Origin of the sequence: Thalassobacillus sp. CUG 92003 (assembly GCF_013618635.1) — a bacterium.
GTDB lineage: Bacteria > Bacillota > Bacilli > Bacillales > Halobacillaceae > CUG-92003.
The window spans coordinates 190,579-203,101 of record NZ_JABLSJ010000006.1 but is presented as its reverse complement, the minus strand read 5'-3'; the positions used below and the strand labels follow the sequence as shown (position 1 = coordinate 203,101).

At 49.5% G+C, this 12,523-nt stretch carries 15 protein-coding genes; all 15 read left to right on the top strand.

The genetic code is table 11. The features are described 5' to 3' along the window. The first annotated feature begins 51 nt into the window (after window positions 1-51). The 15 genes from terL to HOP45_RS11260 all read left to right on the top strand — a co-directional run bounded on the left by terL (window position 52) and on the right by HOP45_RS11260 (window position 12,520). On the top strand, window positions 52-1,827 hold the full coding sequence (gene terL, locus HOP45_RS11330; RefSeq protein ID WP_370458008.1) for a phage terminase large subunit: 1,776 nt from the start codon (window positions 52-54) through the stop codon (window positions 1,825-1,827). Between the two features lie 64 nt (window positions 1,828-1,891). Further along, the gene (locus HOP45_RS11325; RefSeq protein ID WP_181349400.1) at window positions 1,892-3,595 is read left to right on the top strand and encodes a phage portal protein; all 1,704 of its coding nucleotides are present in this window, start codon (window positions 1,892-1,894) and stop codon (window positions 3,593-3,595) included. A gap of 70 nt (window positions 3,596-3,665) precedes the next feature. Then, a complete protein-coding gene (locus tag HOP45_RS11320; RefSeq protein ID WP_181349399.1) occupies window positions 3,666-4,286 on the top strand; it encodes a hypothetical protein in 621 nt (206 codons plus the stop codon). A 12-nt stretch (window positions 4,287-4,298) separates the two neighbouring features. Then, entirely contained in the window at window positions 4,299-4,685 is a 387-nt protein-coding gene (locus tag HOP45_RS11315; RefSeq protein ID WP_181349398.1) for a hypothetical protein, read from the top strand. A 57-nt stretch (window positions 4,686-4,742) separates the two neighbouring features. Beyond that, on the top strand, window positions 4,743-5,759 hold the full coding sequence (locus HOP45_RS11310; protein WP_181349397.1) for a major capsid protein: 1,017 nt from the start codon (window positions 4,743-4,745) through the stop codon (window positions 5,757-5,759). A gap of 22 nt (window positions 5,760-5,781) precedes the next feature. Further along, window positions 5,782-5,997, top strand: coding sequence for a hypothetical protein (locus HOP45_RS11305; protein WP_181349396.1), 216 nt, complete (start codon window positions 5,782-5,784; stop codon window positions 5,995-5,997). Between the two features lie 18 nt (window positions 5,998-6,015). Next, window positions 6,016-6,387: a hypothetical protein gene (locus HOP45_RS11300; protein ID WP_181349395.1), complete on the top strand. Its 372-nt coding sequence runs from the start codon at window positions 6,016-6,018 to the stop codon at window positions 6,385-6,387. 19 nt (window positions 6,388-6,406) lie between these two features. Then, the gene (locus HOP45_RS11295; RefSeq protein WP_181349394.1) at window positions 6,407-6,730 is read left to right on the top strand and encodes a hypothetical protein; all 324 of its coding nucleotides are present in this window, start codon (window positions 6,407-6,409) and stop codon (window positions 6,728-6,730) included. 365 nt (window positions 6,731-7,095) lie between these two features. Then, complete coding sequence (locus HOP45_RS11290) at window positions 7,096-7,647, top strand: hypothetical protein (protein WP_181349393.1); 552 nt, start codon at window positions 7,096-7,098, stop codon at window positions 7,645-7,647. Next, window positions 7,640-8,011, top strand: coding sequence for a hypothetical protein (locus HOP45_RS11285; protein WP_181349392.1), 372 nt, complete (start codon window positions 7,640-7,642; stop codon window positions 8,009-8,011). The genes HOP45_RS11290 and HOP45_RS11285 overlap by 8 nt, the downstream gene beginning before the upstream one ends. Continuing rightward, the gene (locus HOP45_RS11280; protein WP_181349391.1) at window positions 8,011-8,355 is read left to right on the top strand and encodes an HK97 gp10 family phage protein; all 345 of its coding nucleotides are present in this window, start codon (window positions 8,011-8,013) and stop codon (window positions 8,353-8,355) included. Before HOP45_RS11285 ends, HOP45_RS11280 begins: the two co-directional genes overlap by 1 nt. Continuing rightward, window positions 8,352-8,810 carry a hypothetical protein gene (locus HOP45_RS11275; protein WP_181349390.1) on the top strand — a complete coding sequence of 153 codons (459 nt, stop codon included), beginning with the start codon at window positions 8,352-8,354 and terminating at the stop codon, window positions 8,808-8,810. The genes HOP45_RS11280 and HOP45_RS11275 overlap by 4 nt, the downstream gene beginning before the upstream one ends. A gap of 40 nt (window positions 8,811-8,850) precedes the next feature. Continuing rightward, window positions 8,851-9,249, top strand: coding sequence for a hypothetical protein (locus HOP45_RS11270; protein WP_181349389.1), 399 nt, complete (start codon window positions 8,851-8,853; stop codon window positions 9,247-9,249). 77 nt (window positions 9,250-9,326) lie between these two features. Beyond that, on the top strand, window positions 9,327-9,674 hold the full coding sequence (locus HOP45_RS11265) for a hypothetical protein (protein WP_181349388.1): 348 nt from the start codon (window positions 9,327-9,329) through the stop codon (window positions 9,672-9,674). A gap of 284 nt (window positions 9,675-9,958) precedes the next feature. Next, complete coding sequence (locus HOP45_RS11260) at window positions 9,959-12,520, top strand: phage tail protein (protein WP_181349387.1); 2,562 nt, start codon at window positions 9,959-9,961, stop codon at window positions 12,518-12,520. Window positions 12,521-12,523: the final 3 nt, after the last annotated feature.

Genomic DNA, 12,523 nt, shown 5'->3' with positions numbered 1-12,523 from the left:
TATAACGGGGAGAGCCGAAAGTCAAGCGAAATATCAACGAAAGAAACGGAGGTGGTTACGATCGCTTGGGTTGACCAACGTTGGCTATACGACGAAGAACGCAAAGAAATGCTCGCTTTATACACGGAACTCATCGAAACCTACGAAGTAGAATACGGCGCAGACCCGAGCGATTGGCCGCCCGAAGCGCAGGAAAATTTCCTCGTTTGGTCGAAGCTCGAACGGGTTGAACGCTGCAAGGACGACCAGCTCGAGTTTGCCATCGAATATTTCTCGGAATCACGAAACCCCGGAAATGAAGGTAACTGGGACGGCTTTGACATCGAGGATAAATCGGAAGCGCCCGGCTTTCACGAAGAAATAGCGGGGATTATGAACGAGGTTTCCACGGAAAAAGTAAACGCGAAGGTTGCGGTTGCTGCTCCGCGTTCGCACGCGAAATCAACGTACTTATCGAAAAACTTTCCGGTACACCAGGTCGTTTACCGGCTCCGCAAGTACATCATCATTATCTCGGAAACGCCGAACGTCTCGAAAGGTAACATGGAATGGATCCGTAATCAGATGAAGTTTAACGAGAAACTACGCGCAGACTTCGGGCCGTTGTTGTCACCGAAAGATCAATCGAACATACAAGACAACTCCGAGTCATTTATCGCGTGGCACCTCGATTCCACCGGAGAAAAACGCCGGCAACTTTCGTTAGTTGAGGCGGCTTCAACCGGGCAGGCGTTGCGTGGACGAAACTGGAACGGCTCACGACCTTCGCTTATAGTCATGGACGACTTAGAAGACGCCCGCCCAGGAGGAAACGCAAGTACGCCGGAACAACGGGCGAAACTAAAGGATTGGTTTTCGCAAACGGTTATGCCGTTAGGCGATCCGAAAGGTAAAAAGACCGCGTTCGTCTACATGGGTACGACAGTTCATTGGGAAGCGTTGTTAATGCAGGTTCTACACCACCGTTCAGATTTCGAGTCACGAATTTATAAAGCTATTATTGAGCACCCAGTACGAACGGACTTATGGGAACAATGCCGAGAAATTTACATCGACCGCGACAACAAAAACCGAAAGCAAGACGCCGAGCAATTCTATCACGAAAATGAGGACGAAATGTTAAAAGGCGTTAAGGTTTTGTGGCCGGAAGTAAAGCCGATTCTCGAGCTTATGGAGTGGAAATGGGATAACGGATCTAAAGCGTTTAACACGGAGTATATGAATAATCCGGTCGACGAGGAATCGATGATCTTTAATCCGGAGCACTTTACGTACTGGGACGAACACCAAACGAAATCCGACTTTACTCACGCGGGTTATTTATTCTCGATGGGTATCGACTTTGCGCTCGGTAAAGAACGCGGTGATTACTCCGCTATCGCAATTAACGCACACCATCGCGAAAAGGATATCGATAACGTAATTGATACGTACGGTGAACGGGTACTCCCCGACAAATTCATCGACGATATAGTCGAAAAGGTTCTCGAATATCAACCGGACATAATCGCGGCAGAAGCGCAAGCAGCGCAAGAGTTTTTCGTCGAAACGCTCAAAACGCGGCTAACGGCGGAAGGTTATCCGGCTCATACACGCGTAAAGAAAGTCCATCAACGCTCGCGGAAAGAGCTACGTATAGAAACGATGTTACCTCGGATAGAGTCCGGGGCTATTCGCTTTTCCCGCAAACATCACTTAATGCTCGAGCAATTCGAGCGGTACGGACAAGGCGCGCATGACGACGTAATTGACGCGGTGGAAATGGCCGTTTCCGCGAGCAAGGCAAACGACGCCGTTGTCCGGATGTCACGTAAGAGAATGCGGTAGCAAGCGGCGGTAGCAACCAAACTCACGAAAGGAGGCGATCATAATCGCGAGATTCACGAAATACATGGCTGATTACAATTTACTAGCACCGGAGACGATGGACGACCTTCTATTCGACGCCTTCGATCAATCGCTAGGCTCGGAAACACGCGAAAGGCTCCGGACGCAATTCGAAAACTACGAATATTACGACGGTAAGCAGCACGTCGACCCGAAAACCGGCCGACTCGTTAAAGCGACGGAGTTAGAACGTCCCGCCGGATTAGATTACGACCCAACGCGTTATGCAACGAATTATTTCAAGGCGATTATCGACCGTAAAGCACGTTGGCAGATGGGCGGAAAACACGGCATCCAGGTTCCGCGTAAAGACGTTGATTCGCAGGAGGCGAGGTTGGCCGAAGGTTACACGCCGTCTCCCGAACAAAAACGCGTAGATAACCAGGCGGACGCTTACGAACGGTTGCTTTATCGGTTATGGGACGAAAACAAGATGCGCTCGAAATTGATACAAGCGGCGCGTGACCGGTTAATCGCGGATAGAGTCGTATGTAAGATCGTATTTAATCAGCGGACAGGGAAATTACGTTGGATTTGGCGCCCTGACACCGAGTTCATCCCGGTTTTCTCCGACGATGATTTCGAGGACTTAATCGCGGCTCATTTCGTCCGGCAGAAAATCGTCGAAGCGCCAGACGGCGAAGAAATCCGCGCTATTCAGAAGCAGACGTTTCGCATCGAAGAAGACGGCGGGTGTTACCTCGAAGAAGGCGTATACCGCCAGGATGACCTCGAATTACTCGAGGAAATCACGCCGTATTCTCCGATGGGCATCGATTTTATTCCGGTTGTTACTTTTCCGGTGAACGATCTATTAGGCGAAGAAACCGGCGAAGGCGAGATTTCAGATTTACGCGAACAAAACGACGTTCTTAACCAGATGAACGAGGACGCAATCGACTCGATGAAATTCGAAATGTTTTCGATGACCGCCGTACTAAACGCGCCGGAAGGAACCGCCGACAAAATGGAGGTTGCGCCAGGCTCCGTACTTGAAGCGACTGGAAATTACGAAGGACAATCACCGGATATTAAAAAGGTCGAATCGAGTTTCCGTTGGAAGGACGCATTTAAAGACCAATACGCGCGAGTGAAAGGCGCAATGCATGAGGTCTCCGGCTTACCACAAATTGTACCACAGGAGTTGAACTTCGGTGGACTAAACGGTGAGGCATTACAAGTCCTTTTCCACGACATCATCACGGACACCGAAGAACATTGGCACGTTTGGGGCTATCAGCTTTCGGAGCTCCACGAAAAATCAGTCCGTTATCTCCAAGCGCGAACTGCCGAGAACAACTTTGCGTATGACAAGACGGAAGTTTCGAGTATAACCGATTATACAAACGAAATGAAATTCGTACTTCCATTGCCGGATAACCGTAAAGAACTCGTCGAGTTGTTAGGCGAAGAAATCGGAATGGGATTAGAATCTCAAGCCGGAGGAATGCAACGCGCAGGTGTAGATAATGTACAAGCGAAGAAAGCAGAAATCGAACAGGAGCGCATGCAAGATCGAGCTAGTGGCGATCCTTACGGAAATCAAGGCGGCAGTCCGTCAAAGACGAGCGGATCCTCTAGCGAAACAACCGAACAAGAGAAAATCTGCCCAGAGTGTGGAGGATCCGGAACCGTATATAGTGACAACCAAGGTAGAGAAGTTACTTGTAATACGTGTAAAGGTGACGGGATAGTCCAAACCGCGTAAAAATTGCCTTACGGAACGGCGTTAAACTTCCGGAGATATTACACGCTTAAAAAGCGGAAGGAGTTTTATTATGGATACGAAATTACTACGACTAAACCTGCAACATTTCGCCGAAAAAGGCGAGGAAACTAACCCGGAGTCTTCCGAAACACCACCTACGACTGAGGAGTCGGAAAATAATACCGAAGAAGAAACGGAAGCAACCGAAGGCGAAGAAAAACGATTCACACAGGCGGAGTTAGACGAACAGATTCGGAAAAGGCTCGAACGCGAACGTAAGAAACGCGACGAGGCTATCCAGAAAGAGCGCGATGAGGCGGAGCGCAAAAAGCTCGAGGAGCAAGAACAGTACAAGGAGCTGGCGGATAGATACCGCGAAGAGTTGGACGCTTTCAAAGCGGAATCACTCAACGCGAAAAAGGACGCTATGCTCGCAAAGGCCGGCTACAGCGAAGAACAGGCGGAAAGGTACCGAAAGTATCTCGACGGGGATACAGACGAGGAATTGAAATCGGCGTTGGATCAGCTTAAACAAGACATTCCACCGAAGAAAAATTACGCAGATCCTAACGCAGGCAACGGCAGTAAACCGAAGCCGGAGCCGACCGATTTGCAAGACGAGGGCAAGTCGCTTTATCAACGTTTAAAAGCGAGCGGAAAGATCAAAGGCTCGCAAAATAATAAAAACTAGGAGGAATTTTAAATGGCTTACACTCTACAAACTAGCCAAACATCATTCAAAGGCGGAAAGAACATCCTTGCGTCTGAACACTTACAATTCATCGAGGCAGGCGCGACCTTAGACGCCGCAACAATTGGCGCTAAAACATTGGAAGTAGGTACGGCAATTATGCGTAATACAACTTCCGGAAAATTCGAGGAGTACGCAGACGACACCGGCGCTGTACCGAGCGGTTACGACGAATTTACGATTTTGAACATTGACGTAGAAGTAGACGGAACAAACGACGTAGTTGTAGGCGAGGTTATTTTCCGCGGTTCAGTTTACGACGCTAAACTACCTTCGAACGTGACAGACGCTTTCAAGACCGAGACAAAAGATCGCATCAGATATGTAAAACACATTTAATTAATTGCATTCAGCCACAAATATTTAAAAACGAAAAATTACTAGGAGGAATTTATAATGGCAGGCATACAACATTTCAAAGAGTTTCAAGAACCGGCACTACGTGGATTGGTGGACGAAACAGTACAGGACGCAGTACCAACGCTAGGAGATCGCTTTTTACCAAACGACCAAATCTTCTCTAACACGTTCGCTTACGACATCATTAAGGAGAACAAATACATCGGTGCGATGATCGGCTATGGTTCCGAACCTCCCGTTGTTGACCGTGACGCGGTTGCTTCTAAAATGGGCGAAATCGCGAAAATGGGTCTGAAATACATCGCGACCGAAGAGGAGCTATTACACCTTAACCAAGCACGTAACGACGCGGAAAGACAATCGATGGTTGACCGTCTAACGATTCGCGGTGTTGAGCTCGTTCAAGCGCTTAACCGTCGTGTTAACGTAATTAAAATGGAGGCGCTCGCGAAAGGTCAATTCTCGTATAACAAAAACGGCGTAAAAGTAAACGTTGACTTTGGCGTTCCAGCCGAACATAAAGTCGCGTTGTCTTCCGGTGCTGATTGGGACGAAACTTCCCGCGACGTAATCGGCGACTTGCTCGATTGGGTTGAGACGTATGAAGCGTCCACCGGTCAAACACCGTCCGTTATTCTTATGTCTCGCGAAGCACAAGCGAAACTTTTGCGTAACAACGTAATTGTAACGGAAGCAGGACGTCCGGAAGGTTCTACCCGCGTAAGTCAAGCGGAACTGAACGAAGTTCTAGGCGGATTCGGCTTGCCTCCGATTCAAATCGTAACTGAGCGTAAAGTAACAGTTAAAGACATTTACTCCGGTCAAAACGAGGAAATCGAATTTATGCCAGCAGAGAGAGTCGTTATGCTTTCGGAAGGCGTAGGTAACTTCCTATTCGGCCCAACCGTCGAAAATAACTTCCAACCAGGCATCGTACTAACCGCGAAGGATAAAGACGAGCCAATCGAATCTATCCTACGTTCTGTAGCTGCCGGATTCCCTGCGGTTGAGCGTCCGGATTACATTTTCCACGCTGACGTATATACGCCGTAAGTAACGAAGGAGGAACGAATAAATGGCGAAAGATAAAGTAGAAATCGTCGGGGCTTATGTGGATGGACACGGCCCTGGCGAAACAATCGAAATCGATGAAAAGTCGGCTGAGCATTTAGAGGCGATTGGTTATGCGAAAAAGGTTGCTAAGCCGGAGCCAAAACCGGAACCGAAGCCGGAGCCTGAAAAACCGAAGCAACCTAAACAAAAGCCGAAAGCCAAGCCGGAAAATAAATAAACTCGGGAGGACGTAATCATGGCGACAAAAACCGAACTATCGCAGCGTCTATTAACGAGGTTTAAGGACGTTCCCAACGTAGACTCGTCGGACGTAGACGAATGGATTTTAACGGCGATGAACGAGCACGGATATGCCGCTAATGAGAACGTCCTTACCGATGATATCACGTTGATTTTGCTGTACGCCGAAGCAGACGGAGCAGGTCAAATCGCGTTAAGAACGGCGTATTACTTCTCGTTTTCCGACGGAAATGAGCAAGTAGATAAATCGATGATATCTGAACAATACCGAAAACTAGCGAACACATTACAAACAAAGTACGCGCAGAAGAAATCGGAACGTTCGGGATCATCGTTTAAAATCATGAAACGCGCAGACAGACGGTAAATGAAACGGAGGTGATTCTTTGGCACGTACACAACTTACGATTACAGACTCGGAATTAAGCGGAGCAGACGTCGTATTCGACTCGGTTGACGGCACGGAAGGGAACGTATTTCCGAACAGTAACAACGATTATCTCTTCGTCAAAAACGATGATGCATCTTCGATCGACGTAACGGTCTTATCCGTACCTTGCTCGCACGGGCGCACACAGGACGAAGTTAAGTCGGTTGCAGCCGGTGCGACAGCCGTACTCGGCCCGTTCCCGCGCGCTCTCTTCGGAGAAAACGTAGCGGTCGACTTTTCCTCGGCTACAAGCGTAACGGCGGCGGTGGTTAGACGATGAGTGAAACGAAAGTAAACGAGAAATTAGCGGAATACGCCGGCACCTTCGAACGCTCACATTTACCTCGGATAACCAACGAAGCACGCGCCGTAATTTACGCTACTCGCCTTCAAGTTAACGACGTATTATCGGAACACGCGAAAAACGACGGTACTATATCGAAGTCGCGAATCAATGCGTTAATACGGGAATTGGAATCGGTGGAGAACTACGCACGAACCGAAGGGGAACGCGCGTTACAACAGGCGGTCAACCAGGCGGCTAATTACGGCGTGTACGCGGCTAGTTCCGCGTTGATTGCGGGTGTGGGCGCCGTTGCACTCGCGAACATCCTCGGGTTTACGCCGGAGGCTTTACGTGCTCAGTTGGCGTTGTCGTTCTCCGCGTTTCTAGGCGCCGGTTCTATATTAACCCTCGGAAACATTTCGCTTAACACGTATCGGCGGTATGTTCGTACCTCCGTATTTGAACGCGTAGGAAATGACGGTAAAACGTTAAACGACCGGATATGGCAGTTTGCCGGAGACTTACGCAGTTCGATTGCGAATACCGTCCGCCGAGGCGCGCTACAAGGCCGGCAGGTCACGGACATTCAACGCGAGGTCAAAAAGACGTACGACAACGAACGGTGGAAGATTGACCGGCTAATCGAAACGGAAACAATGACCGGATATCGGGAGGCTACGGCGCTGGGTGCGGAAAACTCCGACGTGGTAAAAGGCGTGAGAATCGTCGACCATCCGGACGGCCATTCGCACCACCAAACGCATGAATGCTACAAGTACGCTCGAGCGGACGAACACGGAATGGGGAAGGGCGTCTATCCGCCAGGTACGCAGAAAATTTTGCAGCCACATCCGAACTGCCGCGCCACGCTTCATTACGTATTAACTGAGGAGGCTACGGAAAATGCTTAGGAACCATGACTTAGAATTTATGAAATCGTCGCATGAAGATATCCGGCAGAACCGTACGACTCCGGTTTCTATCGTACAACGCGTCAAAACGGGCGAGGATCCGTTAACCGGCGAGCCGATTTATTCGGAAGAACCTGTAGAGGTTGACGTTATATGGAGCGCGGCTACAGGCGACGAAGACATTCAGTATATAGCCGGCGTAAAAATACAGGCGGGCGACTACCTCGTTTCCTTTCCGCTAACCGTCGATTTAACTGACGTCGAGAATGTCACGAAAGACGGCGTATCTTACAAGATAATTGAGCGGGATAAACTCGGGATCACTCCTTCCCGTACAGAAGCGCTCGTAAGGCGGGTGGTTTAATGTCGTTACACTTCGACCGACGCGGCGACTTTAAATTACCGGACGCAAACGAACTCCGCGCCGACTTGGATAAAACAGCCGAACGAGGCACGCGGTCAATGGCGAATCAGGCTTCGAAAAACGCTCCGATTGACACGGGTGCTTTGAAGGCGTCCATTCCGGCGAGCGTTCAGCAAGAGGAAGAGTTGTCGTGGCTATTCGGCTCTCATCTTCCTTACGCCCAGCGACAAGAGTACGAGCACCGGACGAAAAAGGCGTACTTCCGCCGCGCCATTTGGGCGGGCGAAGGCCCGTTAGAGCGGCAGATACGACAGACGGTTGAACGGAGGTGGGGCGTCCGATGAGTGCGTTCGAAATCATTTACTCGATCAAAACGGCGCTCGAAACGGAAATCGGAGAAATCGCAACCGCGCAGATTATTTACGATGGCGTTGACCTGACGAAGCTGGATAAACCGTTTGCAACCGTTGAGGATTTGGCGATTAATTCCGAGCTGTTATCGGCCGGACGCACAAGTTACGAGGATGGCTATCGCTTTCAAGTCGGCGTATATGCGAACGGGTATACTGAGCGGTTGAAGCTCCAAGAGAAATTCGCGACGGTATTGCGAGCAGCGGACGGTATTCCGTACTTTGACGCTGATTTATTACCGACGGGAAAACATCTCCTTTGCGACGTAAGCGAATTTACGCCGATATCAAACGACGAAATAGCGAATGAAACGAACAATCACCACGGTTACTTCGATGTAGCCGTTTTTATTTTGCGAAATAACGGAGAGTCCGAGTTTACGCAGTAATTTCGGAGACTTCAACCAAATACGAAAGGGTGTTTAACTAATGAAAAAGAAGGGCCAATACGCAAAGGTCGCAATGCAAGTCGACGGCACTCCGGTCGATGTACTTGAGTTACGCGAATGGTCGATTTCGGTTAGCTCCGAAAAAATTGACGCAAACGTAGCCGGAGAAGACTGGGCGGATCACGTAATCGGTCGTTACTCATGGGAAGGTGAAGCGACGTGTGTGAGCGCCGATCAATTCTGGCTTAAGCACATTACGAAAAAGCTGACGATTGATTTCTTCGACGACGCCAACGACGCGGAGCCGTCGTATCAAGGTACGGCGTCTATCGACTTCGAACATTCCACAACTCACGACGACCTGATCGAAAATTCCTTGACGTTCACGGGAGCCGGTGAATTGACAAGCCCGGCAGAAGACGCGCAAACAAGCTCTTAATCATACGCGCCCGCCGTTTCAATAGCGACGGGCGTTTTCAAATTAATTAACTAATAAACCAAACGGAGGCTATATACATGGCGAACAAATACGACGTAAAAGCACTACGCGAAAAGGTAATGGCGAGCGACGACATTAAATACGACGAGGTTTACGTAAAAGAATGGGACGCAACTCTCCCGGTTAAAACGTTATCCGCCGGCGAAATGAAGCAGGTTATGAAATATAAAGAAGACGAAACCCGCATGATGATGCTCGCAGTTGTTTACGGCTGCAAAACGGAAGAAGGCGAAGCCGTTTTCACCGAAAAGGACGTAGCGAAATTCGAGGCGGAAAAATCGTTCGGCGCCCTCATGAGAATTGGCGAGAAGATATTCGATATCTCCGGATTTGACGGAAAAGCGGAAAACGAAGCAAAAAACTAATTGAACGGAACGACTACCTCCGATCCCTTTACGAAATAGCCGACGCAAAACAGCAAACGGTCGGTGAATTAACCGGTAGTCGTCGCCGTTATTCCAAAGTGCAACTACCCGAGCGCATTGCGCAAGCGTTCGGACTAGAGGCCGAGGAAGCCGAAATACACATCGAACATTACGACGAAGGGATGTCGGCTAGTGAGATTCCGTATTGGTCGGCATTCTGGCGAATGAAAGACCGAGAGAACAATCGGAACAACTCGTAATTTCTAACGAAAGGAGGCTGTTTAATGGCGAAGATGAATATCTCGTACAAAGTCAGCATAACCGATAGGTTCACGAAGCCCCTCCGGAAAATGCACGCGCAACTAGAGTCGTTCAAACGGACGGCAGAGCGCGTCGACAATATGAACATAACACCGCAAGTAGATGCTCATACGGAGAAAGCGGAAGATGACCTCGACGACGTTAATCGGAAAGCAAAAAGCATTCCGAACCTCATCTATATACATTTCGCGTCCAATTTCAAGCAGTTTAACTCGAACATCGACAAAATGTCGAGCATGGTGCGGAACTTTGGCGTCGTAGCACAGAACGTCGGCTCAGGCGCATTAATGGCGCTATCTCCGATAGGCGCTTCGTTAGGCTCCGGATTAACAGCGGCAGTCGGCGGGCTACTCCCGATAATCGGAACCGCAGCCGGCGGCGTACTTGGACTTGCTTCCGCGTTTAGTGCGGCGGCAGTCGGGGCGGCAGGGTTCGCGTCGGTAGCTGCGCCAAGTATCGGAAGCGTAATCGATAAAACCGATGAACTGGCGACGTTACAGGAACGGGCGACAAAAGCGCGGCAAACGGGCGACATCGAAAAGTATAACGAGCTTATGAGCGAAATGGAACGCGTGCTCGGCAACGTTTCCGAGAAACAACAAGAGGCGATTAAAGCGACGCAACGTTTCAAGAAATTCTATTCGGAGTTTGCGAAGTCCCTCGAGGAGCCGGTACTCGACGTATTCATGGGGTCTATGCGGACAGCGCGTAATTTACTCGAGCGTCTCGAGCCAGCTATCCGGACATCAACGGAAGCCGTTTCGGGCTTATTCGATAGTTTCAACGCCGCGTTGGGCGCAGAGGACGTAAAGGCGATTATCGAATGGCTGAATACGAGCGCGGCTCCGGCATTGACTTCCCTCGGAAAATCGGCGGGCTATCTCGTACGTGGGTTGCTTTCGATTCTAGCGGCGTTCGATCCGTTGGCGAAGGACATGCAAGAGGGGTTACTCGGAATGACGAAGCGATTTAGCGAGTGGGCGGCCGGGCTTTCAGAGTCCGAGAGATTCAACGCATTCCTCGACTACGTACGCGAAAACGGACCGAAGTTGCTTAAGATATTCGGCAACATAACGGACGGTTTAGTTGGAATGGGCGAAGCATTCGCGCCGTTTGCTTCGAAGATGCTCGACGGCCTTGTGGATTTAACGGATAGATTCGAGGAATGGGGCAAGAACCTTAAAAACGACAAAGGCTTCCAAGAATGGATTGATAGAGTCGTAGAAAATGGCCCCGAAATGATGTCGTTCATTGAGAATATGGTTGACTTCCTTAAAGAGCTCGGAAAAGGGTTCTCTGCAGTCGGTGAACAAATCATGCCAGTAGTAAATAGTTTCCTAGAGTGGGTAAATACGCTGATGGAAAATAATCCGTGGATTGCTAAAGCAGTCGCATGGTTTTTCTCTTTGACAGGCGTAGTCAAAATACTCGCTCCTCTTATCGCGGTACTTGTTTCGGCGTTACGTTTAGTTTGGCCGGTGTTCAAATTAATTTGGAACGGACTTAAGTGGGCGTGGAATGGCTTCACGAAACTACTTAACATTTTAAAGCCGTTTAAATCGCAAATCATTGCGGGATTACGCGTAGGTGGCTCGGCTATTCTCCGTTTCCTTACGGGGCCAATCGGCTTGCTTATCCAGGGTGTCATTATGCTCGCTATTCTCATTTATAAAAACTGGGACTCTATTTGGGCGACTACGAAGAACATCTTCACGAAAGTGCTCGGCTTCTTAGCGAGTACCTGGTATCAGATACGTTTGAAATTCTTCATCGCAAAGCAAATAGCGAAGTTAATTTGGAATAAATTCACCGAAATTCGCGACAACGTAATCGAGAAAATGACCGCCGTATGGAACAAGATAAAAACGGTTTGGAATAGCATTACAAGCGCATTCAACAAGGCAAAGGAAATCGCTAAAACGGTCAAAACGAAATTCAACGAAATCAAGCGTGCTATCTCCGAAAAAATGGAGGCGGCGGAATCGACCGTCGACGAAATTATCGAGAATATCAAAGGTTTATTCGACCTCGACCTCTTCGAGTCCGGTAAAGCTATCGTCCAATCGGCAATTGACGGAATCAAGTCGATGAAGTCGTCGGCCACTAGCGCAGTCGGAGAGGTAGCGGGCGCAATCCGTGACTTTTGGCCGTTCTCTCCCGCAAAGCGCGGGCCATTGTCCGACTTGAATAAGGTTGATTTCGGAGGCCCTATCGCAGACTCGATCAAGAACGCAAAATCACCGGCAGAACGTGCGGCACAAAATACGGCCAACGCTATCCGGAAACCGTTCGACAAGATGGATACGCAATTTGACTTCAAAGCGCGGGCAGCGAGCGTTCCTAGACGCGGGCAACAAACGCAACCGGCGGAAGCTGCGGCGGCAGGCGGCGCACAAGCACCGGCACAACCGTTGTATATGACGTTCCAACTCGGCGACGAAGATTACGACGCGTTCATAGACGACGTAAACAAGCGGCAAGGCCAGAAAATCAAGACGACTAAACGACGGAAAGGGGTGCGGTAGAAC

What these genes read in the sequence shown, in the direction of transcription:
- HOP45_RS11280 (WP_181349391.1), top strand. Translation starts at nt 8,011, where the DNA reads ATGTCGTTACACTTCGACCGACGCGGCGACTTTAAATTACCGGACGCA.
- HOP45_RS11305 (WP_181349396.1), top strand. Translation starts at nt 5,782, where the DNA reads ATGGCGAAAGATAAAGTAGAAATCGTCGGGGCTTATGTGGATGGACAC.
- HOP45_RS11275 (WP_181349390.1), top strand. Translation starts at nt 8,352, where the DNA reads ATGAGTGCGTTCGAAATCATTTACTCGATCAAAACGGCGCTCGAAACG.
- HOP45_RS11260 (WP_181349387.1), top strand. Translation starts at nt 9,959, where the DNA reads ATGGCGAAGATGAATATCTCGTACAAAGTCAGCATAACCGATAGGTTC.
- HOP45_RS11320 (WP_181349399.1), top strand. Translation starts at nt 3,666, where the DNA reads ATGGATACGAAATTACTACGACTAAACCTGCAACATTTCGCCGAAAAA.
- HOP45_RS11315 (WP_181349398.1), top strand. Translation starts at nt 4,299, where the DNA reads ATGGCTTACACTCTACAAACTAGCCAAACATCATTCAAAGGCGGAAAG.
- HOP45_RS11300 (WP_181349395.1), top strand. Translation starts at nt 6,016, where the DNA reads ATGGCGACAAAAACCGAACTATCGCAGCGTCTATTAACGAGGTTTAAG.
- HOP45_RS11270 (WP_181349389.1), top strand. Translation starts at nt 8,851, where the DNA reads ATGAAAAAGAAGGGCCAATACGCAAAGGTCGCAATGCAAGTCGACGGC.
- HOP45_RS11325 (WP_181349400.1), top strand. Translation starts at nt 1,892, where the DNA reads ATGGCTGATTACAATTTACTAGCACCGGAGACGATGGACGACCTTCTA.
- HOP45_RS11310 (WP_181349397.1), top strand. Translation starts at nt 4,743, where the DNA reads ATGGCAGGCATACAACATTTCAAAGAGTTTCAAGAACCGGCACTACGT.
- HOP45_RS11285 (WP_181349392.1), top strand. Translation starts at nt 7,640, where the DNA reads ATGCTTAGGAACCATGACTTAGAATTTATGAAATCGTCGCATGAAGAT.
- HOP45_RS11265 (WP_181349388.1), top strand. Translation starts at nt 9,327, where the DNA reads ATGGCGAACAAATACGACGTAAAAGCACTACGCGAAAAGGTAATGGCG.